23 protein-coding genes and 1 tRNA gene are annotated in these 24,076 nt (G+C 59.1%); 13 read left to right on the top strand and 11 right to left on the bottom strand.

Going from position 1 to position 24,076, the window contains the following annotated elements; genetic code table 11:
* Positions 1 to 429 precede the first annotated feature (429 nt).
* The 3 genes from CFB17_RS08550 to pepN form a co-directional block, all read right to left on the bottom strand.
* Entirely contained in the window at positions 430 to 696 is a 267-nt protein-coding gene (locus tag CFB17_RS08550) for a hypothetical protein (RefSeq protein WP_088561123.1), read from the bottom strand.
* 428 nt (positions 697 to 1,124) lie between these two features.
* Complete coding sequence (locus tag CFB17_RS08545) at positions 1,125 to 1,520, bottom strand: hypothetical protein (RefSeq protein ID WP_088561122.1); 396 nt, start codon at positions 1,518 to 1,520, stop codon at positions 1,125 to 1,127.
* Between the two features lie 334 nt (positions 1,521 to 1,854).
* Positions 1,855 to 4,494, bottom strand: coding sequence for an aminopeptidase N (gene pepN, locus CFB17_RS08540; protein WP_088561121.1), 2,640 nt, complete (start codon positions 4,492 to 4,494; stop codon positions 1,855 to 1,857).
* 187 nt (positions 4,495 to 4,681) lie between these two features.
* Here pepN and CFB17_RS08535 point away from each other — a divergent pair, with 187 nt between their 5' ends.
* Together CFB17_RS08535 and hspQ are read left to right on the top strand one after the other, a co-directional pair.
* The gene (locus CFB17_RS08535) at positions 4,682 to 5,551 is read left to right on the top strand and encodes an NAD(P)-dependent oxidoreductase (protein ID WP_088561120.1); all 870 of its coding nucleotides are present in this window, start codon (positions 4,682 to 4,684) and stop codon (positions 5,549 to 5,551) included.
* A 99-nt stretch (positions 5,552 to 5,650) separates the two neighbouring features.
* Positions 5,651 to 6,004 (top strand): heat shock protein HspQ, encoded by a 354-nt coding sequence (gene hspQ / locus CFB17_RS08530; RefSeq protein WP_243389816.1) that lies wholly within the window; start codon positions 5,651 to 5,653, stop codon positions 6,002 to 6,004.
* A 54-nt stretch (positions 6,005 to 6,058) separates the two neighbouring features.
* Here hspQ and CFB17_RS08525 read toward each other — a convergent pair whose 3' ends face one another.
* Positions 6,059 to 9,010 carry a phosphoenolpyruvate carboxylase gene (locus CFB17_RS08525; RefSeq protein WP_088561119.1) on the bottom strand — a complete coding sequence of 984 codons (2,952 nt, stop codon included), beginning with the start codon at positions 9,008 to 9,010 and terminating at the stop codon, positions 6,059 to 6,061.
* A gap of 166 nt (positions 9,011 to 9,176) precedes the next feature.
* Here CFB17_RS08525 and CFB17_RS08520 point away from each other — a divergent pair, with 166 nt between their 5' ends.
* Positions 9,177 to 10,157: an NAD(P)H-dependent glycerol-3-phosphate dehydrogenase gene (locus CFB17_RS08520; protein ID WP_088561118.1), complete on the top strand. Its 981-nt coding sequence runs from the start codon at positions 9,177 to 9,179 to the stop codon at positions 10,155 to 10,157.
* A gap of 11 nt (positions 10,158 to 10,168) precedes the next feature.
* Here CFB17_RS08520 and CFB17_RS08515 read toward each other — a convergent pair whose 3' ends face one another.
* The 4 genes from CFB17_RS08515 to CFB17_RS20050 form a co-directional block, all read right to left on the bottom strand.
* Positions 10,169 to 10,690 carry a hypothetical protein gene (locus CFB17_RS08515; RefSeq protein ID WP_133063869.1) on the bottom strand — a complete coding sequence of 174 codons (522 nt, stop codon included), beginning with the start codon at positions 10,688 to 10,690 and terminating at the stop codon, positions 10,169 to 10,171.
* Positions 10,691 to 11,142: 452 nt separating this feature from the next.
* Positions 11,143 to 11,436 (bottom strand): GMC family oxidoreductase N-terminal domain-containing protein, encoded by a 294-nt coding sequence (locus CFB17_RS20055; protein WP_407642395.1) that lies wholly within the window; start codon positions 11,434 to 11,436, stop codon positions 11,143 to 11,145.
* Positions 11,437 to 11,444: 8 nt separating this feature from the next.
* Positions 11,445 to 11,576 (bottom strand): hypothetical protein, encoded by a 132-nt coding sequence (locus CFB17_RS19780; RefSeq protein WP_279311723.1) that lies wholly within the window; start codon positions 11,574 to 11,576, stop codon positions 11,445 to 11,447.
* Positions 11,577 to 11,594: 18 nt separating this feature from the next.
* Positions 11,595 to 11,861 (bottom strand): GMC family oxidoreductase N-terminal domain-containing protein, encoded by a 267-nt coding sequence (locus CFB17_RS20050; protein WP_088561114.1) that lies wholly within the window; start codon positions 11,859 to 11,861, stop codon positions 11,595 to 11,597.
* A gap of 334 nt (positions 11,862 to 12,195) precedes the next feature.
* On the opposite strand from CFB17_RS20050, the gene CFB17_RS08490 reads away from it, so the two are divergent.
* From CFB17_RS08490 to thiL, 8 genes are read left to right on the top strand one after another with little or no spacing between them, the layout of a single operon-like run.
* Positions 12,196 to 14,094, top strand: a complete 1,899-nt coding sequence (locus tag CFB17_RS08490) for an ABCB family ABC transporter ATP-binding protein/permease (protein WP_279311722.1) — start codon at positions 12,196 to 12,198, stop codon at positions 14,092 to 14,094.
* A gap of 29 nt (positions 14,095 to 14,123) precedes the next feature.
* Positions 14,124 to 14,624: a transcriptional regulator NrdR gene (gene nrdR / locus CFB17_RS08485; RefSeq protein ID WP_088561112.1), complete on the top strand. Its 501-nt coding sequence runs from the start codon at positions 14,124 to 14,126 to the stop codon at positions 14,622 to 14,624.
* Positions 14,621 to 15,745: a bifunctional diaminohydroxyphosphoribosylaminopyrimidine deaminase/5-amino-6-(5-phosphoribosylamino)uracil reductase RibD gene (gene ribD / locus CFB17_RS08480; RefSeq protein WP_088561111.1), complete on the top strand. Its 1,125-nt coding sequence runs from the start codon at positions 14,621 to 14,623 to the stop codon at positions 15,743 to 15,745. The genes nrdR and ribD overlap by 4 nt, the downstream gene beginning before the upstream one ends.
* Positions 15,727 to 16,323 carry a riboflavin synthase gene (locus CFB17_RS08475; protein WP_088561110.1) on the top strand — a complete coding sequence of 199 codons (597 nt, stop codon included), beginning with the start codon at positions 15,727 to 15,729 and terminating at the stop codon, positions 16,321 to 16,323. Before ribD ends, CFB17_RS08475 begins: the two co-directional genes overlap by 19 nt.
* Positions 16,320 to 17,474, top strand: a complete 1,155-nt coding sequence (ribB, locus tag CFB17_RS08470) for a 3,4-dihydroxy-2-butanone-4-phosphate synthase (protein WP_243389814.1) — start codon at positions 16,320 to 16,322, stop codon at positions 17,472 to 17,474. Before CFB17_RS08475 ends, ribB begins: the two co-directional genes overlap by 4 nt.
* Positions 17,475 to 17,494: 20 nt before the next feature.
* Positions 17,495 to 17,950 (top strand): 6,7-dimethyl-8-ribityllumazine synthase, encoded by a 456-nt coding sequence (locus CFB17_RS08465; RefSeq protein WP_243389813.1) that lies wholly within the window; start codon positions 17,495 to 17,497, stop codon positions 17,948 to 17,950.
* Positions 17,947 to 18,420 (top strand): transcription antitermination factor NusB, encoded by a 474-nt coding sequence (gene nusB / locus CFB17_RS08460; protein ID WP_088561104.1) that lies wholly within the window; start codon positions 17,947 to 17,949, stop codon positions 18,418 to 18,420. Before CFB17_RS08465 ends, nusB begins: the two co-directional genes overlap by 4 nt.
* A 17-nt stretch (positions 18,421 to 18,437) precedes the next feature.
* Positions 18,438 to 19,376: a thiamine-phosphate kinase gene (gene thiL, locus CFB17_RS08455; RefSeq protein ID WP_088561299.1), complete on the top strand. Its 939-nt coding sequence runs from the start codon at positions 18,438 to 18,440 to the stop codon at positions 19,374 to 19,376.
* Positions 19,377 to 19,478: 102 nt separating this feature from the next.
* Here thiL and CFB17_RS08450 read toward each other — a convergent pair whose 3' ends face one another.
* The 3 genes from CFB17_RS08450 to glmU all read right to left on the bottom strand — a co-directional run bounded on the left by CFB17_RS08450 (position 19,479) and on the right by glmU (position 23,121).
* Positions 19,479 to 20,810: a D-alanyl-D-alanine carboxypeptidase family protein gene (locus tag CFB17_RS08450; RefSeq protein WP_088561102.1), complete on the bottom strand. Its 1,332-nt coding sequence runs from the start codon at positions 20,808 to 20,810 to the stop codon at positions 19,479 to 19,481.
* Between the two features lie 150 nt (positions 20,811 to 20,960).
* Entirely contained in the window at positions 20,961 to 21,716 is a 756-nt protein-coding gene (locus CFB17_RS08445; RefSeq protein ID WP_088561100.1) for an SH3 domain-containing protein, read from the bottom strand.
* Between the two features lie 49 nt (positions 21,717 to 21,765).
* On the bottom strand, positions 21,766 to 23,121 hold the full coding sequence (gene glmU, locus CFB17_RS08440) for a bifunctional UDP-N-acetylglucosamine diphosphorylase/glucosamine-1-phosphate N-acetyltransferase GlmU (protein WP_088561098.1): 1,356 nt from the start codon (positions 23,119 to 23,121) through the stop codon (positions 21,766 to 21,768).
* 173 nt (positions 23,122 to 23,294) lie between these two features.
* On the opposite strand from glmU, the gene gph reads away from it, so the two are divergent.
* The gene (gene gph, locus CFB17_RS08435) at positions 23,295 to 23,963 is read left to right on the top strand and encodes a phosphoglycolate phosphatase (protein WP_088561096.1); all 669 of its coding nucleotides are present in this window, start codon (positions 23,295 to 23,297) and stop codon (positions 23,961 to 23,963) included.
* 36 nt (positions 23,964 to 23,999) lie between these two features.
* A tRNA-Val gene (locus tag CFB17_RS08430) sits at positions 24,000 to 24,074 on the top strand.
* Positions 24,075 to 24,076 lie beyond the last annotated feature (2 nt).

Here is a 24,076-nt window from a genome sequence, read left to right as displayed (position 1 = left end):
TGGCTGAGTGAGGCAATATCCTGCTGGGTCAAGGTTATAGGCCCTTTTGACGGACAGATTTTCTCAGCCTTAACCAGCGTCTTGACCTGGGTGCGTGTAATAACCCGAGGCTTGGGCGGGGGAGGAGCTGGAATTTGCGGATTGCCCGAAAGAACGGGGGCCGGAGCGCTAGGGGCAGTCTGTTCTGACGTCATCAACTGACAGCCGCTCAAGACCACGAAAACCGCCACGCAGAAACGGCGCCTTAGCGACCCTTCCGCTTTCATCAATCGCTCGCTCAGTTCCAGATCCCCAAAAAAGGTCGTCCGCCGCTGGCCGGAGAGAGTCTTGACCGTAGATTGAGAAAAAGATCAAGGCACGCCAGCCACGAACACAGATAGGGTCGGCAGTTTAATAGTCATGGGGCCATCGTAAGCGATATTAACCTGCTCATGGCGCATATGTTCCGGTTCCGAACCTGACGGACTGCGAGATATAGGCGTTGGCACAGGCGGGCTCCACACTGCCCTGACGAACCTGAAAGCCCGTTCCGGTGCCCTGGCTGCCCGCGAGAACGGAGTTCTGGGCCGCCGCCTGCGCCGCTCTGTCGATGTAGATTAGAAAGCTATTTATCGACTTCATGTAGACGATTGCCAGTTTGTGCTGGGACGACATGGCAAGTGCTGTGCCCAGGATGGTCGCGACCCGCCGCCACATAACCCTCAAAGATCGTTCGATCAGCCACGACGAAGGGCGTGGTCTTGTTGTTGAACATGTTAGCCGGAACGCAATAGGGTGAGCCGATAACAATATTGTCGGACGTGTAGAGACCCGACGTCAGCAACACCGAGATCATATGTCTGAAATCGCAACGTCAGGCTGCGTTGGTGACGGCGTCTTGGGGCATGTAGCGGAGGTCATTATAGCCGCCATCGATATAGACTCGATCCGCGACGGACGAACTCAGGGCCGCGCTATAGAGTCGGGCCGCGCATTGGCGTGCCGGTGCCAATTGTTGCCCCTTTGATCTAGGTCGCTTGCAAGAAATTACCGTTGACGCCACCGCAAGACCGCCATGTCGCGGCCCAATCGCTGTGCCGACGAGGGTTCGCCAACCCACGATCAACTCCGCCGTGACCTGATACTCATTCGTGATGCCGGGGCCGATCGTTTGGATCGGTCGCCACACCTGCCGTACAGAAGGCAATTGCGAGCGCCACCGGCCCCTCCCCAAAGCATTCGTGGCCGCTACCTGAACGGAATGCGCGATGCCCATCACAGGATTCGGCAATACGGACCTCGGCACCGCCGGCCGCTATTGCAACGCGGTAGGCACGCCCATTGTCGTCGGCGGTCTTGTCGACAAGACTCGCACTCTGAGAGGCCATGTCGGAGAAAGACAACGCGGAGCAGATCTGCGTCGGCACACCCGATAACACTATGGCGGGCGCAGCGTCTGGGGCTGCGGTTGACACGGCCGACACGAAGCTTTCGGCGTTCGAAACGTCGACGATACCGCCAGCGTTGAACAGCACGACCATCACGCCGCTGTCGCCACCGCTCCTGTCGGTCCGCGTATTATCGAGAATGAAGCCCTAATGCGGAGCAATCGAAACCGTTTCGTTGAGATACCCCGTCGTAACGACCGTCGTGCTCCGGTCACACATCCTGCAATGCCAAAGAGTGCGGCCATTCACGTAGAGCGGACACGACAGATTCCGCGCCGCGTAAGCCATCGATCCCGCTCCTTGCAACTGCAGTCTCGACCGCGACAGCAGGAGGATGATATTCTTATATTAAGCCTGAACCAATGCCGAGGAAGTTGCCGGAGATAGGGGATGGCCATCGCCTGAGCGAGGCCACCCCTCGGTTCGATCAGCCTAGGCTCTTGCTAGCGATCTCGTAGGAGTCACGTGACAGCCCCGGAACAGCCAGGATCCGCTCCAATTGCGACTTCATCATCTGTTGACGATGAAGATCGAAACGCCGCCAACGACCGAACGTCGTCAGCAGGCGAGCGGCCACTTGGGCATTCTTGCTATCAAGTTCGATGACTTTGTCCGCGAGTAACCGATAGCCAGCACCATCCTCCCGATGAAAGCCGATCAAATTCGCCATCGAGAACGTTCCCAGCAAAGCCCGTACGCGGTTGGGATTAGCTAGTGTGAAGGCCGGATGTTGCATCAACGCTTCGACACGCTCGGGAGACTTGTAGTCCTCAATGCCCGCCTGCAGCGCAAACCACTTGTTCACAACCAATGGTTCATTCTGCCAGCGTCCATAAAAATCCTCGAGAAGCGATGCGCCGGCCGCCCCGTCGATTTCTGCTAGAATGCGAAGAGCAGAGAGGCGATCCGTCATCATAGACGATTGGCGGTACTGCGACACCGCCAGGGGCTCGAATTTCGCGGGCTGCCCTATGACCAAGTAAGCCAGTGCGGCGTTCTTCAGCGTACGTGCTGCCATCGCCGCCGTGCGGGTCGAACCATCGTCAATTCGCGCCATGCTCCGATAGGCGGCAAGCAAGGGCGCCTCCAGTTCTCTTCCGATTGTCTCCTGGAAGGTCTTGAAGACGCGATGCATCGCGTCCACGTCGATGACGCTCAGTTGCTGCGCGATGAACGAACGGCCGGGCAGGCTGAGCGTCCGCGCGACGAAGGCATGGTCTTGCTCGATCGAGCCTTCCAGTAGGCGGCTATAGGCCTGGATGAGGTCGGCATCGGGTACGGGCTGTCGTTGCGGGCTCATCCTTATGGCCTGGACGATGGCCTCGGCCGCCAGACTCTGTGCTGCCTCCCAGCGATTGAAGGCATCCTCGTCATGCTTCAAGAGATGCAGCAAATCGTCTTTCGTGAGATCGCTCCGCAGACGGACCGGCGCGGAGAACCCACGCAAGATCGAAGGGACCGGCGCCGCATCCAGCCCGACAAAAGTAAAACTCTGTCGTTCTTCGGTGAGTTCAAGAACCCTGGCCGTCTCCCCTTTGGCATTCTCACCGGCGAGTTGTAGAGGTAACGCTTGGCCGTCCCGGCCAACAAGTCCGACTCTGATCGGAATATGAAGCGGCAGCTTGGCCTGTTGCCCGGGCGTGGGTGGTGTCGACTGCGTAAATTCCAGCGTCAGGCTGCCCGTGGACGAATCGAACTCACGAGTCACTCGCACCTCGGGGGTACCAGCTTGGCTATACCAGCGCATGAAGCGTCGTAGGTCGCGCCCTGAAACGTCCGCCATTGCCTGGACGAAATCCTCGCACGTCACCGCCGATCCATCATGACGCGCGAAATAGAGGTCGATGCCTTTGCGAAAGAGTTCAGCACCGAGAAGCGTGTGCAGCATGCGCACGACCTCGGCGCCCTTCTCATAGACCGTACGAGTATAGAAATTATTGATCTCGACGTAAGACTCCGGACGGATGGGATGAGCAAGAGGGCCGGCATCCTCCGCAAACTGCGTTTCGCGCAGAAGCATGACGTCGGCGATGCGCTTCACTGCGGCCGAATGCATGTCCGACGAAAATTGCTGATCCCGGAAGACGGTGAGCCCCTCCTTGAGCGTGAGCTGAAACCAGTCTCTGCAAGTAACACGGTCTCCACTCCAGTTATGAAAATATTCGTGCGCGACAATTCTCTCGACTTGCTGGAAATCTCCATCAGTCGATGTATCGGTCCGAGCCAGGAGTGCCGATGTGTTGAATATATTTAGCCCTTTGTTCTCCATGGCACCGAAATTGAAATCACCAACCCCGACGATCTGAAACAGGTCCAAATCATATTCGAGACCGTAAGCATCCTCGTCCCAGCGCATTGATCGCTTCAAGGAGTCCATCGCGTGCGCGCATTGGTCAATGGCCGCAGAATCGGCATAGAGCTTCAATGCGACACGACGACCGGATCGCGTCACATGGTGATCTTCTAAACAAGCGAGATCGCCAGCGACGAGCGCGAAGAGGTAGGCCGGCTTACGGAAAGGGTCCTCCCACAGGGCGAAATGGCGGCCGTTGGCAAGCTTGCCGCCACCTACCGGATTGCCGTTGGAAAGAAGAACCGGGCACGACGCAAGATCGGCCTCGATTCGCACCTTGTAACGGGTCATGACATCGGGTCGGTCGAGAAAATAGGTGATGCGGCGAAAGCCTTCAGCTTCGCATTGCGTGCAATAGATTCCGTTCGACAGATAAAGTCCCATGAGCGCCGAGTTCAATCGAGGCGCGATCGTAGTGACGATCTCGATAAGGCAGGTGCTCGGCACATCGATAAGCGTCAGATGTTCACGATCTACCTGGAACTCGTCCCGACCCAGCGGTCGATCGTCGATCTTGATTGATTTTAGCGTCAGTTCGCGACCATCGAGAGCGAGCGTTTCTGGTGCACCGGAACGGGTTTTAACCTTAAGGCGCGAGGTGACGGTGGTCACATCGGGGTCGAGTACGAAATCGAGGCTGATCTCTTCAAACTCACAGACTGGCGGCCTGTAGTCCGCCAATCGGATCGGTTCTGGGTGCGTCGTCGGCGACAAAGCGATCGTCCTTAAGGATGGAGGTACTGACGGCCCGGCGGCCTAACTTGCATGATGGCGCATGCTTTCGCCCATAGTGGCAGTCGCTCCCCCCGGGGTCCAGGCGGCACCTGGGAGGTCACCTTGAGGCCACGAGAGCAGTGGTCTAGCTTCTGGGCACAACAGAGCTATCGAGGGGACGAACGACATGGTGAAGATTGCCTTCATCGGCCTTGGGGTCATGGGATATCCGCAGGCAGGTCACCTCGCCGCGAAGGGCCACGAGCTTCGTGTCTTCAATCGAACGAAGAAAAAGGCCGAAGCCTGGGTCAAACAACACGGTGGCTCGGCCCACGACACACCCAGGGATGCCGCACAAGGTGCCGAAATTGTCTTCACGATGGTTGGCGACGACAACGATATTCGCTCAGTCGTCTATGGCGATGAGGGAGTTCTCGGTGCTCTCGATAAGCGTGCCATTCTGGTCGATCATACGACCGCCTCTGCCGACATTGCCCGTGAGTTGGACCTAGCGACGCGTGAAAAAGGCGCGCTCTTCATGGATGCCCCGGTTTCAGGTGGGCAGGCCGGCGCAGAGAATGGCATCTTGACCATCATGTGTGGGGGAAATGAAGAGACTTTCGCCAGAGCCGAGCCCATCATGCAGGCCTATGGCCGGACGATCACCCATATGGGTCCGGTGGGCGCAGGACAACTGACCAAGATGGTCAACCAGATCTGCATCGCCGGCGTCGTGCAGGGGCTTGCGGAAGCGGTCAACTTTGCGCTCGCGGCGAGGCTCGATACGGATCGCGTTCTGGCGACCATATCCAAAGGAGCGGCGCAGTCCTGGCAGATGGAAAATCGCTGGAAGACAATGGTCGAAGGGAAATTTGACTTCGGTTTTGCCGTCGATTGGATGCGAAAGGATCTGCGTATTGCAATCGAAGAGGCACGTCACAATGGCGCACCGCTCCCCATCATCGCCGCAGTCGATCAACTCTACCGGATGGTCCAGCAACAGGGTGGCTCACGCTATGACACCTCCAGCCTTATCGTGAACCTGCGAAAGCCTTGAGGATCCACCCAACCGCTTGGCGTCGCCGAAATGAAACACAATATGTGCCTAACGATTTGATCGCATGAGATCTCCAGCATGGGGGAGCGTTCAACAAAAATGCCGGTCGACAGCGGAATTGCGAAGATGGAACGTGCGGCGAAATTCTCGATCGGGCAATTGGTAAGGCATCGTCGCTACGATTTCCGTGGCGTGGTGTTCGACGTTGACCCGACATTCTCCAATAGCGAGGAGTGGTATGAGGCCATTCCAGAGGATGTCCGTCCCGAGCGTGACCAACCCTTCTATCATCTGCTGGCCGAGAATGAAGACAGCTACTATGTGGCCTATGTCTCAGAACAGAACCTTCTGGCCGACCAGACGGGCGAGCCGATCGAGCATCCGCAGCTTACCGATTTTTTTTCCCAATTGAAGGATGGCTCTTACGAGCCGAAGCGAACGCTGCGGAACTAAATCTGGACATCATAAAATATGCAAAAAGGCGGCCGGAAGGTCGCCTTTTTTCTTTCATCCCAACGCTCCGAGATGGTGGACGAGAGCCGTACTAATACGGCGGATCAGGTCGTAATCCCGTGCGATCGGCCGAAATATCGTCATGTGCTCTTGCGCGTAGGAGTGAGCGCCGCCTTCCTGATAGGTGGAAGGTTCCCCGAAATCGACGGCCTCGTCAGCACCGTCGACCAGAGGAAATACCTCGCCCAAAAGCTGGAGAGCAGGTTCAATGTCGAGTTGAATAATCGCCATGACGAGACCGGCCCTGGTCGTTGGATGGCGGTCGCTGAAGTCGGGCACCTGCACAGCCAGGCGCATGATCCGCTCGATGAGCGCCAGTCGAGTCGCGTGCAACAGATGCATATTGTCGCGCGTTTCTGGATCGACCGCGATCGGCTCGTCGCCGACGCTCCTGGTAGCCCGGCGGTGGGCACGCAGTGCCCAAGCCAGGTCCAGATGATCACGTCGGAAGATACGGAAGATGCGTGAGACTCGATCGTGAAGATTGGCGTGCTCGATGAGTGCTGCAATCGACATGCATTGCTCGCGTTCCACCGGTTCGCGTGCATCCCAAGCGGCTTTTAGCCAGGAAGCAGGATCGAAGAGATCGAGATAGCCGCGAACGACTTCAAGATCGGTGAACATGAAGGCATGCTCGACCATCGTCATCAGCCGGCGGAACCTCGCGCTTTCACGATATAGCTCAAGGAAACGTTCGGGGTTCTTGCCGACTGCCTGTCCGAGACCGCCGATCGTGTTGGCGAGAATGCCAAACTGCTGCAGGATGCTGTTATGGGGAATGGCACGGATTTGCGAAGGATGATCGATCGCCTGCTTCGCCCCAGGGGCGTCGAATTGCCGACGTAACGATCTCGACCCCGACGGATAGAGTAAATTCGAACTGAAAAGCGTCAGTAGCGCCGCATAGCATGGGTCCGCGATCACGCGCGCGTTGAATTGCTCGATGGTGGCGAAAAACTCGTCGATATAGGAGGTGTCGACATAGAAAGGATCGTCCGTTTCCTGGGGCGTGCCAAGAAAATGCTCGAGCGAACGCGTGAGGACGGCAAGCGCCGTCTTGCTCGAGAGGAAGTATCGATAGCCATCCCCTCCTTGGAAACTGGTCTCCTCACGCAGGCGGATATTCGCACGCTGAAAGCGCCGTCGACTCTCAGGCGAATCCAAGTAACGAAAGCGATCCGCGAGGCTGAGAGGATGGCCACCACGGCCAATGCTCTCGCCATGTGTATCGAAGAAAATCACCTCGATATCGTCGAGGCCTTTCGCCTGCAGAACCTCGGCCAGGCCCAGTCGCACGCGCTCGATCGCCACCGCCGCCGCCAATTGGCCGAGATATCGTCCGGCATCACTGAAGCCGGCCTGAAGGCAAAGACGGCCCCTGCCCTTAACGTAGTCGCGATAGACTGGCACGCTGAGTGCCTCGTCGATGATCTGCACACCCCGCTCAAGGGCGTTGCGTGTTTCAAACAAAGGCGAGATGTCGATCAGTCGCTCAATGCCAAAAAGCTTGGCAAAATATAGCGCCACCAACAACGTAAAGCCGCTTTCACATTCGGCGATCAGGAAGCGGATGGGCTCGCCCGCGTCAATAAACTTCAGCATCTGCGCCATCGTCATGAAGACTCGACGCGCCGTGGCCCTTTCGTCTTGCACAGTACCGAAATTGACTTGAACCGGTCTGACGTTATTCAGCTCTTCCGTGATCGCTCGCAGGTAGCTCAACCGATAGCTGGGATCATCGGCCGCATGGTCCATGCCGATCTGCTTGCGGATCGCATTATGCAGTTGCAGGCTATTGATCCGCAGATGCGAGCGCGCCGCGGCCAAGCCGTGATTTTTGATCTCGGCCTTGAGCACCAGGAGTTCGCGAACAAGGCCCGGATCTTCGGCTTGCGCAATAGCACGGTCCATGAGTTCCAGGATTTGCCGTGCGTGCACCAACCTACCCGTGCCGCTCTCGATCATTTGCTTTGAGAGGCGCGCCAATTCCTGCTTGGTGAACGGTTTGACAGCGGCCCTGTCCAGAACCTGTAGTTCATCGGCGGCCGTTTTGATGGCCAAGCTTAATCTGGCCTCGATCAGTTCGAGGCTCGAAATGAGCACGGAGGTGGGACCGGCCGCGCGCACGATCGCCTGGATCGTCTCGCGATATCGCAGAAGCTGAATGTGCTTCATGCGGAGCCGCTTGGCAAAGGTCGTCGACCAGAGGATGTCGGACCGGCCATCGGTATCATACCCGACCCAGGTCGCGAGCGTGACGAGCTTCGGCGAGAGCGTCCGCCATTGTTCAGGGTATAGTTCTGCGCCGACGTCGAGTGCGATACGATAACAGTTCGAGATCGCCGTCAGAAGATTTAGGATCGCCTCATTTGCGCGATCTTGCTCATAGTCGAGAGTAACCAGGGGATCGGGGCGATGCGCCGATCGCTCCAGCCGTTCAATTGCAAGCGGGTCGTCTTCCCTCTCGACCAGTGCCATGAGGTCACGCTGCAAATCCACCGCCAGGCTGAAAGTGGGATGCGCGGTGATCACGAAGCCATAATAGGCACGCTCCAGCCGCTCCTTGAAGGTTTCGAATGGCACCAAACTATCGTTCTCAAACGCCAGACCGCGAATGAGCCGCCCGATCGTCTCGTTGTTCGATGCTTCGCCAAGTTCGCCCAGATAGCGCCGAAGAATGCCGGCACGGCTCCGCGCGGCGGTGACAGTCAGCCTTTGGACGAGCGGCTCGAGCGATTCTTCCGAAATCCTACCGTCGGCAAGACGTTGCCTTATATCCAAAGCCAGCAGCTTGATCGGACTGGTATAAGGATCCTGCTCACTCTTTTCCCTGAGCTGATACAGCCGAGAGCGCAGCTCTTCCACAGCCGATCCGCCTTTGTCCTTATTCAGGGAGGGGGATCCCGCTGATCGTCCTTTTTCCTGTTTGACGGCAGCGATAGTCATATCCCCAGTTCCCCCCTGATTGCTGTTCGAAACTGCCCCGCTGGATGCTGCGGCGCAATATCAGTTTGCTCGAATAGCGATCTCATCCGCTATCGGCTGTCGCCAGATAGCAAGGCCTGTTAGATGATCGAATCGCGTATGTAGCGGAAGGGAGCCAAGTCGAGGGATGGCAAAGATCGCCGTTGTCGGTGGAGGGGCATGGGGAACCGCTCTGGCCCAGACAGCCGCCCGAGCGGACAATAGTGTCATCTGGTGGATGCGCGACACCGAACAGGCGAGCGATGTTCGTCGGACGCGGGAAAATCGCCGGCGGATGCCAGGCCTGACATTGGATCGTCGAATCACGATAGCCGCCGCCATCCAAGATTTTCACGCGGCAGATTGCATCTTGGTGGCCGTCCCCGCTCAAGCCTTGCGCGAACTTTGCCGCCTTCTACCCACTGGCACTTCATCTCTGGTGATCTGCGCGAAAGGCCTCGAACGGCCTAGCGGGGCGCGTTTGAGCGAGGTTGCCCGCGCCCTTAACCCAACGCGCAGGATCGCCGTTCTGTCCGGGCCGGCTTTCGCAGCGGAGGTTGCTCTAGAAAAACCTTCAGCGGTCACGCTAGCCGCCGAAAGTATCGAAGACGCCGCCCACATCGCCCACCTCCTCAAGACGCCGGCTTTCCGCCTCTACCCCTCTGATGACGTGGCGGGGGTTGAGATTGCAGGGGCCATGAAGAACGTGATCGCAATCGCTGCAGGCATCTGCATGGGCAAAGAACTGGGAGAGAATGCCCGTGCCGCGCTCATCACCCGAGGCTTGGCGGAAATCGGACGGCTCGCGGCGGCGATAGGCGGCAGGCCGACGACATTGCTTGGACTAGCGGGCCTGGGCGACCTCATGCTTACCGCTACCAGCCTGACGTCACGCAATACGCGCCTTGGCTATGAACTGGCGACGGGAGGTGAGCGGAAGAACCTGTTAGGCCCATCGCATGCGCTGGCCGAGGGCGTCTGGACGGCGGGTGCGGCAATGGCGCTGGCCGCAAAATTGAAGGTTGATCTTCCAATCACGGATGCCGTCGATCGCATCGTCAAGAATGAGGTGACAATCGAGCGCGCCATTGAGCAACTCCTGGATCGACCTGCTCCATCACGAGAATAACTGTCGTTGACTCAAGCACGATCGCGGGCGTCGGCTTCCGACAAAGCCCGAGCCTGCACGATCCATGCCTCTCGCTCGACACGACCAGGAAAGCCCAGCCTTTCCTCGATCGACTTGATCTGATCGGGCCCAAGTTCGGCCAGCGCGCTTATCGTTGTGATGCCCATGCCGTTCAAACGCTTTTCGACCGCCCGACCTATGCCACGAATGCGCTTGAGATTGTTGGCTGCCGGCCGCGAATAGGAGGGGCGGTCCCTATTTGAGTTAGCGAGGCTTGGGGCTTTGTCCGCTGCGGGTTGCGCGACCGGCACCGCGGCGCGCGCGAGTTCCAGCGCGATCAGCCGCTCTTTCGTTTCGCGATGGGCAAGGTCGGCGTCACGAGCCTCTTGCATCGCTCGTTGGATCTGATCCTGCGCATCCTTCTCGATTGCCACAAGTCGCCGCTCGCTGGCACGGCTGACAGCGACCCAAGCAATGACAATCGCTACGACAACGCCGAGAAGAAACCCGATAGAAAGTGACCACAAATCCATAATTACCTCCGGGCAAGATCTGGCGGCTCGGCCTTGGGCTGTTTTGACTATCATCCCGATCAACCTCTTAAAGGCAATCGCGTATTACCAATGCCGTCACCGCTATCAGGCAGCGAGCGAGACGCAGCGATTCTACCGCGACCCCGCAATCCTTCTCGGTCGAAAGATAGCGCGGCGCATTGAAAGGAGGAGCGATCAGATCAGCGGTGACAAGCAATACCGTCCCACGGCTCCTCTGTCGCAGATTGATACCGTCATGGCTGGAAACCGGTGGAGCGGCTGATCGAGTGAAAGCGACTGGACGTGGAGTTGCACATTGGGTGTCTCGAAACGGGGATCGCTACGGGTAAAAGCAACTTACTGCGACGGCGCCATCGTCAGCGGCGTTCTGCGAAAAAGGGCGTATTCTTTAGCGATCTTGACCTGGGACCAGGGGCTGAGCGCCATCGTGTTCAACGTCCTTTCAAGGCTGACGCCATAAACTGCCCGCTGCTGCAAACGATCTCGGAGATTGGCGCCCACACTCGGCAAATCATGCTGAGCCAAGATACCAACAGAAGCGAGCTTCGCCCGTCGCCAATACCGGAGGGCTGCAAGGTATGCAGCGAGCGTATGGCACCGACTGCAGGCACGACCTCGCGCGCCACTGCGACCCGCGCAATCCTTCCTTCAGCTCGTATATAGTACAGCCCGTGGCAACGCCCGTCCTTACGCAACAGACGCTGGACATGGAGGTCGGTTTTCACTTCGAGGTTCAGTCGGTGCCTCGCAGGTCGCAAAAAGCCTTGCTGCTGTTCCAACGGACGCTGCGGCGCTGATTGACCTCGAGATAGCAGGAGCGCTCATTGTCGCCCGTATTGAGATCATCGACGGCTGGGATACCCACCTCGACGGCCGCGCGATTTCAGGCTTCGAGGATAGACCATCGAAGTCGCCGTCTTTCAACGCGCCATTCCTCGCCCGATTGCCATGATAGGCGCTGGCAGCGGCAAAATGATCTTCTAATTTTTCTGAAGAATGGGAGCACCTTGTCACAAGACCAGCCTGGATTACCTTGCTGCGTCCAGCTGCCATAGTCACGCTCCTGGCCGCACATACAGATCATGCTATTGACCGACGACGAGCCGCCCAGGACGCGGCTGCGCGGATAGTCCAGTTCGCGGCCGTTCAGCCTGCCTCGGGCCGGTCTTCAAGCACCAGTCGATCTTCTGGCGATTATACGTGTAGAGATATCCGACGGTACGTGGTCACAGAACTGCTTGTCGCTCCCACCAGCCTCCAGGAGGAGGACAAGCCAGCGCCCGTTTGCCGAAATCCGATTTGCCAGAAGGCCGCCGGCAGTGCCCACGCTACCGATCACGAAGTCGAGTAAGTGCGCGGCATTCGCCATTTTGTTGCACTTCCTCCAAGATCGGCCAACGACATTTCATCGCGACGTCGCTGCGGCAGAGCAAGCTCCGGCCCCAACTCTCTGCTGGGCACCGGACACAACTCGGCAGGAATGATTGAAAGCTCGTCCTATTGACCACACACAGCCCGAAGGCAAGATCACGTTGCGGGATCTCGCGGGCCTGGTCTTTCCCTATCTCTGGCCGGCGGATACACCCGCGCTTCGCCGACGCATCGTGATGGCGCTGGTTGTCATGATTGCCGGCAAGCTCGTCAACTTGACAGTACCGTTCTTCCTTCGCACAGTGGTCGACGCGCTTCGCGTTACCGGTTTTGGCATTCTGCCTTTAGGCGCACTAATGGGCTACGGGGCCGCGCGCTTTGGCAATGGCTTCCTGGCCCAGGTGAAGGAGACGCTTTTCGCCAGGGTCAATTATCGTTCTGGCCGTGAATTGGCGCGCTCAACCTATGCCCACATCTTCGAGCTTTCGCTGCGTTTTCACCTCGAGCGACGCTCGGGCGAATTGGCTCGCGCTGTCGACCGCGGCGTTGCCAGCATGGACGTCATCCTGGATTCACTGATTTTCAGCCTAGTACCGACGGCGATTGAGTTCGTGCTCGTTCTAGTCGTCCTGCTTGTCCATTATTCGCCGATCTACGCGGCAATAACTTTTCTGACCATCGGCGCTTACGCGCTGTTCACAATTGTCACTTCCGAATGGCGAACGCAATATCGCCGCGAGATGAACACGCGCAACAACGACCTTAATGCGGTCGCTGTCGATGGCCTCATCAACTTCGAAGTCGTCAAAGCCTTCGGCAACGAGGCACTCGAGGTCGCGCGGCTGGATCGATCGCTCGCAGCTTATGAAGATGCGGCCGTGAAATCAGCCACCAGCCTCGCCTTCCTGAACGCCGGCCAGGGAGCGATCATCGCAGCCGGTTTGACGATCCTGATGATTCTTGGGGCGGCCGACGTCGTGGCGGGCAAGCTCACGGCGGGCGACGTGGTATTACTCAACACCTTTCTCCTGCAACTTTATGTCCCGCTGAACCTGCTGGGCTTTGTCTACCGCCAATTGAAGCAGGCCGTAATCGACCTCGAAATGATCCACAGTCTTAAGCAAAGGCGGCCGGAAATCGCCGATGCTCCGAACGCTGAGCCCATCCGTATCGCTGGCGGCAGGTTGCGATTCATCCAGGTATCTTTCGCCTACGACGCGCGCCGCCCCATTCTGGAAGGTATCGACTTCGAAGTCCGTCCTGGGCGCAAGCTCGCCATCGTCGGCGCCTCCGGTGCCGGTAAATCGACGATCGCCCGGTTGCTCTTCCGTTTCTATGACCCCAGCGACGGCAGGATCGAAATCGATGGCCACGACCTTCGCCAAGTCAAGCTCGCCTCCTTGCATGATGTGATTGGTGTAGTGCCGCAGGACACTGTGCTGTTCAACGACACCATTGCCGCCAACATCGCGTATGGAAGGCCAGGGTCCGACCGCGACGAAATCGTTGAGGCCGCGCGGGTCGCGCAGATCGACACGTTCATCCGCACCCTTCCGGAGGGCTACGACACGCTGGTCGGTGAACGTGGGCTGAAGTTGTCGGGCGGCGAGAAGCAAAGGGTCGCGATCGCGCGCGTCGTTTTGAAAAACCCGGTGATTCTTGTACTCGACGAGGCAACGTCCGCCCTCGACAGCCGTACGGAGCGTGAGTTGCAAATCCAATTGCAGAGAATCTCGGCCGGACGAACGACGGTGGTCATCGCCCACCGGCTTTCCACCGTGATCGACAGCGACGAGATCATCGTCCTTGCGGAGGGCAGGATTGCAGAACAAGGAACTCATCGATCGCTCTTGCAACACCGGGGGCTTTATGCGCGCCTATGGCAACGTCAGCGACCCTTGGATGGGGAGCCGGCCGAGGATGATAATTCGCGTGACTTGATGCCGGCCAGCCAATCCGGCGAGCAGGGAGAGAGATTGACCCGTCTTCCAGACGAAGACGATCTGCCTTAGCTTCAGAGCGCACTAAAGGCTCATTTTCTATGCGTTGCCCATTTTGCGGTTTCGAGGATTCACAAGTCAAGGACTCGCGGCCTGTCGAGGACTCGACCTCCATCAGGCGCCGGCGACAATGCCCAAGCTGCGGCGGTCGATTCACGACGTTCGAACGTGTCCAACTCCGCGATCTGGTTGTGGTGAAAAAGGACGGCAAGCGCGTTCCCTTCGACCGTGACAAGCTAATCCGCTCGATCAGGATCGCCACGCGCAAGCGCGGCATCGACGAGGATCAGATCGAACGAATCGTAAACGGTATCGTGCGCCGTATCGAGACGTCAGGCGAAAGCGAGGCCCCTTCGACCAGGATCGGTGAGTTGACGATGGAGAGCCTCGCGGAACTCGACGAAGTCGCCTATGTGAGATTCGCATCCGTTTACAAGGATTTCGGCACGGCTCGCGATTTTCAGGAATTCATCAACGACATCGCGGCAACTGACGGCGAAGGCGACAGGGCCGGGAACGACGCTCCAGAGGCGGTCCGATGACTGACGATGCCCGCTTTATGCGGGCGGCGCTGGCACTGGGACGGCGTGGACTCGGTCGGGTCAGCCCGAATCCGGCGGTCGGATGCATCATCGTCAAGGATGGCCGCATACTGGGCCGGGGGATCACACAGGAAGGCGGCCGCCCCCATGCGGAGACCGAGGCGCTGCGGCAGGCCGGACCCGAAGCGTACGGGGCGACCGTCTATGTCACTCTTGAACCATGCTCCAATTACGGCAGGACCCCACCTTGCGCCGCTGCGCTCGTCGCGGCCGGGGTTGCCCGTGTCGTGATCGGCTGCGGCGATCCCGACCCCCGCGTGAACGGCAAAGGTATCGCCTGGCTGCGTGAAGCGGGGCTGGACGTCGTTGTGGGTTGCCTTCAAGAAGAGGCGCTCTTTGACCATCTGGGATTGTATCGCCGCATCCGCGACCGCAGGCCGATGATAAGCCTTAAGATCGCGGCCAGCCAGGACGGCCAGATTGCAGCGGCCAATGGATCAAGCCGCTGGATTACGGGCAAGGAAGCAAGAGCCTTTGGCCATCTCCTGCGCGCTTCGCATGACGCAGTGATGATAGGCAGTGGCACACTCCTGGCCGATGATCCAGATCTTACCTGCCGGCTGCCTGGAATGACGGAGAGCGCATCCCTACGCATTGTGCTGGACCGGCGCTTTCGAGCGGGACTGGATCGTTCATTGACCGCTTCCGCCTCGCCCACAAAGCCGGTTGTGTTGATCACCAGCGAGACCGGCCTTAAAAGAGCTGCCTTGCTGGGTGAGAGGCCCGGGCTGCAGATTGCCGCCCTTCCCGACGAGACATCTTTAACAGACATGCTCGCGTGGCTGGCTGACCGTGGTCTCACGCGCCTTCTCGTCGAAGGTGGTGCGACCCTGTCGACGGCGCTGTTGAGAGACAACCTCGTCGATCGCATCTATTGGTTCACCGCCCCTCTTCTCATGGGTGGAGATGCCAGGCCGGCGATCGGCGACCTTGAACTAGCGGCTCCCGCCGACGCTCCGCGCTGGCGTGCCATCGATCATCGAAGCCTGGGCGACGACCATCTTACTGTTTTTGCTCAGCGATTGGATACCAAGGCTCAAACATGTTTACCGGTATCGTGACGCATCGTGGAATTGTCAGGCGGGTTGCAGGCGAGGAATCGACGAGACGGCTGGAGGTCGAACCGGGCTTCGCGCTGGATAAACTTGATATTGGCGCATCCGTGTCTCACTCGGGTGTGTGTCTGACTGTCACAAGCAAGGATCGGTCCAACTATTGGGTTGATGTTTCGCCGGAGACATTGGCGAGGTCCACGATCGGCTCATGGCAACCCGGCACCAGCGTCAATATCGAGAGATCCTTGAAAATAGGCGACGACCTGGGCGGTCATCTGGTGTTCGGGCATGTCGACGGCATCGCCAGCATCCGCAAGGTCGAATCCCTGGCGGACGGCAACTGGTCCTTTGTCTTCGAGCTGCCGCCCGACCTTGCCCCGCTGGTCGCGGTCAAAGGGTCGATCGCTGTTGACGGCATCTCCCTAACCGTTGCCGCCGTCGATGCCGACAGCTTTAGTGTGAGCGTTATCCCGCACACCTATAAAGAGACCACGTTGCATGACCGGCAAGTTGGCGACGCCGTCAATCTGGAGGCTGACATGCTCGCACGATACGTTGCTCGCCAACTCGGGAGAGCCGCGTGAGCGCTGATCCAGCCGGGCTCGCGCGGCTAGCCCCTGAGGATGTCGCATTTCTCTCCACTGCCGACGAGATCATCGAAGAGGCGCGACGAGGCCGGATGTTCATCCTCGTCGATGACGAGGATCGCGAAAACGAGGGTGACCTCGTCATCGCCGCGGAGTTCTGCAACGCAGAGGCGGTCAATTTCATGGCGCGCTATGGCCGTGGACTAATCTGCCTGGCCATGACCGAGAACCGCTGCCATGAACTTGCTCTGCCACTTATGACGCAAGGCAACGGCCCGCGGCGCACGACCGCCTTTACCACCAGTATCGAAGCGCGCGAGGGCGTGACGACCGGGATCTCCGCGGCCGATCGGGCAAAGACAATTGCCGTCGCCATCGACGATGCGAGTAGTCGGGACGATCTCGTCTCTCCTGGACACGTCTTCCCGCTCATGGCGCGTGACGGTGGCGTGCTTGTGCGAACGGGCCATACCGAAGCCGCCGTCGACGTTGCCCGCTTGGCCGGCCTCAAGCCGGCCGGCGTGATCTGCGAGATCATGAAAGACGACGGTACCATGGCGCGGCTGCCAGACTTGGTGGCCTTCGCACAGCATCACAACCTGAAAGTCGGCACGATAGCTGATTTGATCGAGCATCGCGTCCGCACCGAACGGCTGGTCGAGCCGCTGATGACGGAGCGATTTCATAGCCGCTTTGGCGGTGATTTCCGCATGCAGATCTTCGTCAATGTCCTGGATGGTGTTGAGCATGTGGCCCTCATCAAGGGCGATGTCACGACACCGGAACCCGTGCTGGTTCGAGTCCATGCCATCAATATCCTCGAGGACCTGCTAGGCGAAGGTGAAAGTGGACGCGGGGACCATTTGCAGCAAGCCATGCGGCTGATCGGGCAAGAAGGTCGCGGCGTCGTCCTTCTGCTTCGCGAGCCAGCTCCGAGCGGGATCACGGAACGGCTGAAGCAGCGCCTTGGACTCACTCCGCCACCGCCGGTCAATCTCCGCGTCTACGGCATCGGCGCGCAGATTCTGACGGCCCTTGGTGTCCGCGATATGATACTGTTAGCGAACAGTGACCGCACGATTATCGGTCTTGAGGGATTTCATTTGCGCGTGATCGAGACACGTCTGATCGAAGGGCAAGGTGACTGATGGCCGGCCAAGGAGCCGATTTGACCGTCGAACGCGTTGACGGTGCAACCATACTGGTCGTTGAGGCACGGTATCATTCCCATATCAACGACATGCTGATCGAAGGCGCGTTGCGGGTCATTGAAGAGGCCGGCGCGAAGGCGGAACTCGTGACCGTTCCAGGAGCACTGGAGATACCGCCGGCGATAGCGCGAGCCGAAGCCGCTGGCGGATTCGATGCCTATGTGGCACTCGGCTGCGTCATCCGTGGTGAGACAACGCATTACGAACTCGTGTCCGAGGAAAGCTGCCGTGGCCTGATGGATCTAGGCGTTCGTGGCAGGCTCGCGATCGGCAACGGCATTTTGACAACAGAGAACGAGCAGCAGGCCGTGGTACGCGCCGACCCAAAAGACCAGAATAAGGGTGGGGGCGCAGCTGCCGCAGCCATTGCCCTGTTAGCCTTGACGAGACGTCTGAGCGGTGCGCCCAAATGAAAAAGCCTCTGCTCAACAAACGGCGGGCGGCTCGGTTCGCAGCGGTCCAAGCGCTCTATCAGATCGAGCTCAACAATGCCGAACCCTTGGACGTGGTGCGTGAATTCAGCGAGCATCGGCTGAGCAAGCTACTCGAACCTCTGGGGCAGGAGCCGTCACCGGAGGTGGATCGCGACATGTTCCAAAGGGTGGTGATCGGGACAACCGAAGCGATTGCTGAACTCGACCCCCTGATAGCGGCACGGCTGGGTCAGGGTTGGTCGCTCGCACGTTGCGGCTTCATGCTCCGCGCCTGCCTGCGTGCAGCGTCATTCGAGCTTGCAAAATGTACTGACATACCTGTTGGCGTCGTCATCAACGAGTATATCGATCTTGCGAAGCTCTTTCTCCCCGGCAACGAGGCGAGCCTCGTCAACGCGGTTCTGGACGGCATCGCAAGTGAGCTGCGCCCCAAGGAGGGCGCGGCTTGAGTCTCGACGAATTCGGCATGATCAATCGCTACCTGAAGCCGCTGGCAAAGGGCTTTCCTGGCGCTCTGGCTCTTACGGATGACGCCGCTCTGATTGATTGTTGCTCTAACGAGCAAATTGTCATTGCGAAAGATGCACTCGTCGAGAACGTGCATTTTCTGAGCAGTGATCCGGTCGATCTGATCGCCCGCAAGCTATTGCGGACCAATCTTTCGGACATGGCCGCAATGGGAGCAAAACCGTTCGGCTACCTGACGATGATCGCTTGGCCGCCCACATTGCAGGCCGATTTCTTCCCGACTTTCGCCAAAGGGCTGGCGGCGGACCAGCGTGAATTCGCAGTCCATCTTTTAGGAGGCGACACGGTCTCGACCTCAGGCCCGCTCGTTCTTAGCTTGACGATCCTCGGTTCTGTTCCGAAGGGACATGCGCTCACCCGCAGCGCCGCTAAGATCGGCGACCTCGTTTTTGTCTCAGGCACCTTGGGTGATGCGGCGCTAGGGCTGCGCGTGTTGCGTGGCCTTGCCGCCACCGAGGACGAGGCACTAGCTCTCGTGGACCGCTATCGCCTTCCTCGCCCCCGCATAGCTCTCGGCCAGGCACTCCTGGGAGTGGCGGGCGCAGCCATTGATGTTTCAGACGGGTTGCTTGCCGACCTGGGACACATCGCTTCGACTTCGGCGGTGGGCATCGATATCGACATTGTCAATTTACCGCTGTCAGAAGCGGCTCGCTCGCTCCCGGGAGCGCTTGAGGCAGCGCTTAGCGGAGGCGACGATTATGAGCTTGCTTTCACGGTACCGCCTGGGAAGATCGAAGAAGCCCTAATGGCGGCGAAACGCGCAGGCGTTCCGATCACCCAGATTGGTCGCGTCACTGAACGCCGAGGCGTCAGGGCGCTGGATCGGCAGGGTCAGCAATTGGAACTTGCGCAGACCGGCTGGGTTCATTTCTAAACGTCTGCGACGTCGCCCTGGGGCTCCCGGCCCCTGGGCAACGCCGCCTCCATGGACCTAATCTTCGCCACTTCAGTGCGGTATAATCCCGAGCCGGAGCAGCTAGTTCGCGGCCATAATCTCCCCCGCGGGAACGACGAAGCACTGATGCGAGGACTTTTTCAGGACGGCACAGGCCCTGTCGGCCGCGGCCCGGTCGAGACCAACGATCCGTGCCAGATAGACGGCCTTACCCCTGCTGGCCCGGGCGACGTCGACACCTGCCCCGGACGGCAACCCACGGAGGCTTTTCATGGAAGTCTTTGCCATGTCAAGCGCCGAAGATCGCTGTTTGAAAGCACCAACTTGCAGGGCAAAAGCCCCCGTCGTCGCGCGCCGCGACTTCGTGGCGACCGAGGCAGCGGGCGGCGTCGGCCGGCTCCTGACGCTTCTTCGAGTGGCGGCCTCCTCGCCCCCCGCCTGGGGCATCGGTGTGGATGCGTCGACAAATCCCTGCACCGAGTCGTTCGGCGCGACGAACTGGGGTGCTGCCTTGGCGATATAAACTTGCCGCCCACTGACCGGTATCGTCTCGGTCGACGTGCTGGCTACAGTTGTGTTGCGCGACAAGCCAGCAACCATCGGCTTTTGCGGCACGCTGTTCCAGGCAGCGTCCAGGAGGCGCACCATCGTCTGGTTTCGCTGAGCCGTGGATTGGCCGCCGAGGATCACGCCCACAAGGCGACGGCCATCGCGCACAGCAGAAGAGGCGAGGTTATAGCCGGCGGCATGAATATAGCCTGTCTTCAGGCCGTCCATGCCTTTGTAGGTAATCACGAGCGGATTATGCGTATTGATGCGCCGCCCCCTGAAATTAAAACCTTCCGCCGAGAAGTAGTGATAGTAGGTGGGATGATCACTGATAAGGTGGCGAGCAAGCGTCGCTATGTCTCTGGCCGTCGTGACCTGCTGGTCATCCGGCAAACCTGAAGCATTGCGGAAGGTTGTCGAGCGCATGCCTATCTGCCGAGCTGTGCGGGTCATGATCTGCGCGAACCGTTGCTCGCTTCCACCCAGTTCTTCGCCTATGGCAGCAGCAACATCGTTCGCCGAGCGGATGATCACAGCATAGATTGCGTCTTCAACGCGGATCGTGGATCCTGGCTTCAATCCCATCTTCGTGGGTGGCATCGACGCTGCATGCGCGGAAATATGTATGGGCGAGTCCAAGGTTAATCGATGCTGTTCTAGAGCATCGAATAGAAGATACAGCGTCATCATTTTTGTCAGCGACGCTGGATAATTGACTTCATCTGCTCCATCGGAGGAGATTATGCTGCCGGACAGATGGTCCACCACGATGTAGGTCGTGCGAGCAATGGCGCTGGTGGCGGTAAGCAACACCAGCAGGATTGCCCCCACCCAAACGGATCCAGACCTCATGCTTTTAGGCATCGCGGCTCCCGCCCATAGCGTGTCCCACAGCTCTCGATACCCCCACTATGGCACGCTGTTCGTTATCTTCCTAGGACTTAGCGGGAAATCCTAATCTATTGTGTTAAGAATACCGCGGTCTTCGGAATTTTAGCTTTCTTCACATCTCTTTCAGCGGCGTTGCAGATAGGTGCCGTAAACGTAACCCGTGCCGCCATCGCCTAGGCGTAGAGCCAGCCAACCATTGGTTTCGCCAATCGCTTCAACAATCTCGCCCTCGTTCAGGGTCGAGAGGATAGGCGCGCCTGTATCCGGGCCGCCTCTCACATTGACCGCCTTGACAACGCTGTAGCTGGCGGCACCCGAATTGTTGCCATGCGTCTCGGGGGGCACCTGACTTTGCTCGACCTGAGATCCCGAATCACCGACCGCTGCATTCTGTCCTTTGGCCACGCTACCCTGAGTTCCTGCTGGATTGCCCTGAACGGACCTGATGGCATTTTGCCGAGCGGCGGCCTCGGGCGAGTCGGGCATGAGAGCGATAGCTCGCTCATAATCTCTGCGTGCGGTACCTTTATCGCCCTTGCCGAGCGCCGCATCACCTTGCCGCAGAAGGGTTCGGGCCAGATTTGCTTTCAGCTTGTCATTATCAGGCGTCGTTGAGAGAGCACGCTCATAGTCGTCAATCGCCTCGCTTTGCTTTCCCATCGCATCGTAGATGACGGCTCGATTATTTAGCGCCGCTGCCAAGTTCCCACCCGAAAGCTCGCCCGAATCGATCGCCCTCGATAGACTGGCAAGAGCACCTTTCAGGTCACCTTGAATGTAGGCGGCTGAACCCTGGCGTGCGTCGTCCAGTGCAGCACTCCATGCTGGTGAGGACACGACGAGGCAGACGAGAACAAGCAAGACATTTGATGAGCGCATGGAAATCCCGGGCGTTAGGTCGTTAAGGGCGCACGAACCGTCATCGGCGTCAGCGCGCTTTCTTCACTGCGGCACGATCCTTGAATGTCTGTCGAAGGACGGGCGCCCGCTCCGCGAGCACCGTCTGCCGGCTTCGCGCCAGCGCCAATGCCTCATCCGGAACATCGGCGGTGATGACGCTGCCTGCGGCGACAATGGCCCCCTCACCCACTCTCACAGGCGCGACGAGCGAACTGTTGGAACCGACGAAGCTTCCGGCGCCAATTGTCGTCCGGTGCTTGGCAACTCCATCATAATTACACGTGATCGTGCCTGCTCCGATGTTGGCGCCGGCACCGATGTCGGCATCACCCAGATAAGACAGGTGATTTGCCTTGGCCCCCGTCTCGAGGGTGGAGTTCTTGACCTCGACGAAATTCCCCACATGCGCCCGCTCGCCAATATTTGCGCCCGGCCGAAGTCGGGCGAATGGTCCAATGACGGCGTCGGCTGCAATGGTAGCATCCTCGATGTGGCTAAAGCCCAATATATGGACATTCGCGCCGACCGCGACGTTGCCCCGCATCACCACATAGGGCTCGATCCTCGCACCGGCAGCGATGCTCGTGTCGGCCGAAACGAACAGGGTTGAAGGCGCGGTCAGCGTTACGCCTGCGTCCATGAATTCAGTTCGACGTCGCTCCTGGAACAGTTGCTCTGCTTCGGCTCGCTGAGCCTGAGAATTGACGCCAACCCCATCGACCCAGGAAGCCTCGATCGCCTCGCACGACCACCCCCTTTGATCGGCGAGATGAACACAATCAGTCAGGTAGAACTCTCCTTTGTCAGCTCGCCATTCCATGGCATCGAGGAGAGTCGACGCGCGGGTGCCATCGAAAGCCATGGCACCGGCATTGCATAGGCCGTTGCGCCGTAACTCTTCATCGGCGTGGCGTTCCTCGACGATGGCGGCCAGTTGGTCGCCACGCAGCTGCAGCCTGCCATACCCGCGCGATTCCGGTGGCGTCATGCCAAAAGCCGCGACGGCCGCACCGCGCTCGATGGATGTTATCATCGCGGTCGCCGTAGCGTTCGTCATGAGCGGGGTATCGCCATAGAGCACGAGCCAGGCACCCTCGGCAGGCAATGCCTCGACGGCCGACCGGACGGCATCGCCTGTGCCATGCTGCTCACGCTGCAAGGCGATAATCGCTTCTGGGACGAGGCGACGCACTTCGATCGCGACGTCCTCCATTTCAGGCGCCAGGACGACAACGATATTGGCCGGGCGAAGCGATCTTGCCGTTCGCAGGACATGCCCGATCATCGACAGACCACCGATCGAATGCAGTACTTTGGGCAGCGGACTTCTCATCCTCGTCCCGCGCCCCGCCGCTAAAATGATCACGGACACGCGATCGGTCATCTTGATTGATCTCCAGCCTGCGGCGATAGGGTCCTTGCGCCGGGACCCGAAACGCTTCCTCCTATATCGATATCAGCGGCGATGAAATCGGCAGACGACGGCTGGAAGCGATTTCAAGCCGCCCACGATCTCAAAAATGCCGCTGCCCTTTCTGACTGACTGAGCAGAACCGCATGCAGGCGATCATTTTCGACCTCGATGGGACTCTTGTCGAGACCGCACCAGACTTACATCTGGTCTTGAGCGAGGTGATGCAGACGCTGGGCTTGAGCGCCCCGCCTTTGTCCGCGGTGCGTGGAATGATTGGCGACGGCGCCAGAGCGTTGCTGGACCGTGCCCTGGCCGCAGCCGGACAAGAACGGACTTCGCAGGAGATCGATCATCTCTATGCCGAGTTTATAGACCGCTATACAAGCGAGCCTTGCCGGACCAGCCATCTCTATGACGGCGTCACCACGGCGCTTGAGGAAGTCCGCGCGCAGGGCGCCAAGCTCGGGGTCTGTACAAACAAGCCACAGCGTCCTTCTGAACTGCTGCTCGAGGCCCTGAACATCTCGCAGTTTTTCGATGCCGTCGTCGGTGGCGACGCACTCGACATACGCAAGCCCCATCCAGGCCATCTGCAGACGACACTTGATCGAATGGGGGCCGATCGCTGCGATGCCGTGATGGTTGGCGATAGCCAAAATGATCTGCTGACCGCCAGAGCCCTTGGCGTACCCTGCATTCTCGTATCGTTCGGCTATACATCCGTCCCTGCCCGAGAGCTCGGCCCGGATCGCGTCATTGATGGCTTTGGCGAGCTCTGTCAGGCGCTGGGCGAGGTTCGCTCCAGCGCTTGACAAGCCTGCCACTGATCATCATAGACAGCCGCGACCGGGCGGTTAGCTCAGCGGTAGAGCACTCCCTTCACACGGGAGGGGTCATAGGTTCGATCCCTATACCGCCCACCATG

This window comes from Arboricoccus pini, assembly GCF_900187945.1.
Lineage (GTDB): Bacteria > Pseudomonadota > Alphaproteobacteria > Geminicoccales > Geminicoccaceae > Arboricoccus > Arboricoccus pini.
Note: the sequence above shows the minus strand (reverse complement) of the source record. Positions and strands in the feature narration are given on the sequence as shown.

What these genes read in the sequence shown, in the direction of transcription:
- CFB17_RS08550 (WP_088561123.1), bottom strand. Translation starts at nt 696, where the DNA reads ATGTGGCGGCGGGTCGCGACCATCCTGGGCACAGCACTTGCCATGTCG.
- CFB17_RS08545 (WP_088561122.1), bottom strand. Translation starts at nt 1,520, where the DNA reads ATGGTCGTGCTGTTCAACGCTGGCGGTATCGTCGACGTTTCGAACGCC.
- CFB17_RS08535 (WP_088561120.1), top strand. Translation starts at nt 4,682, where the DNA reads ATGGTGAAGATTGCCTTCATCGGCCTTGGGGTCATGGGATATCCGCAG.
- hspQ (WP_243389816.1), top strand. Translation starts at nt 5,651, where the DNA reads ATGCCGGTCGACAGCGGAATTGCGAAGATGGAACGTGCGGCGAAATTC.
- CFB17_RS08525 (WP_088561119.1), bottom strand. Translation starts at nt 9,010, where the DNA reads ATGACTATCGCTGCCGTCAAACAGGAAAAAGGACGATCAGCGGGATCC.
- CFB17_RS08520 (WP_088561118.1), top strand. Translation starts at nt 9,177, where the DNA reads ATGGCAAAGATCGCCGTTGTCGGTGGAGGGGCATGGGGAACCGCTCTG.
- CFB17_RS08515 (WP_133063869.1), bottom strand. Translation starts at nt 10,690, where the DNA reads ATGGATTTGTGGTCACTTTCTATCGGGTTTCTTCTCGGCGTTGTCGTA.
- nrdR (WP_088561112.1), top strand. Translation starts at nt 14,124, where the DNA reads ATGCGTTGCCCATTTTGCGGTTTCGAGGATTCACAAGTCAAGGACTCG.
- ribD (WP_088561111.1), top strand. Translation starts at nt 14,621, where the DNA reads ATGACTGACGATGCCCGCTTTATGCGGGCGGCGCTGGCACTGGGACGG.
- CFB17_RS08475 (WP_088561110.1), top strand. Translation starts at nt 15,727, where the DNA reads ATGTTTACCGGTATCGTGACGCATCGTGGAATTGTCAGGCGGGTTGCA.
- nusB (WP_088561104.1), top strand. Translation starts at nt 17,947, where the DNA reads ATGAAAAAGCCTCTGCTCAACAAACGGCGGGCGGCTCGGTTCGCAGCG.
- thiL (WP_088561299.1), top strand. Translation starts at nt 18,438, where the DNA reads ATGATCAATCGCTACCTGAAGCCGCTGGCAAAGGGCTTTCCTGGCGCT.
- CFB17_RS08450 (WP_088561102.1), bottom strand. Translation starts at nt 20,810, where the DNA reads ATGCCTAAAAGCATGAGGTCTGGATCCGTTTGGGTGGGGGCAATCCTG.
- CFB17_RS08445 (WP_088561100.1), bottom strand. Translation starts at nt 21,716, where the DNA reads ATGCGCTCATCAAATGTCTTGCTTGTTCTCGTCTGCCTCGTCGTGTCC.
- glmU (WP_088561098.1), bottom strand. Translation starts at nt 23,121, where the DNA reads ATGACCGATCGCGTGTCCGTGATCATTTTAGCGGCGGGGCGCGGGACG.
- gph (WP_088561096.1), top strand. Translation starts at nt 23,295, where the DNA reads ATGCAGGCGATCATTTTCGACCTCGATGGGACTCTTGTCGAGACCGCA.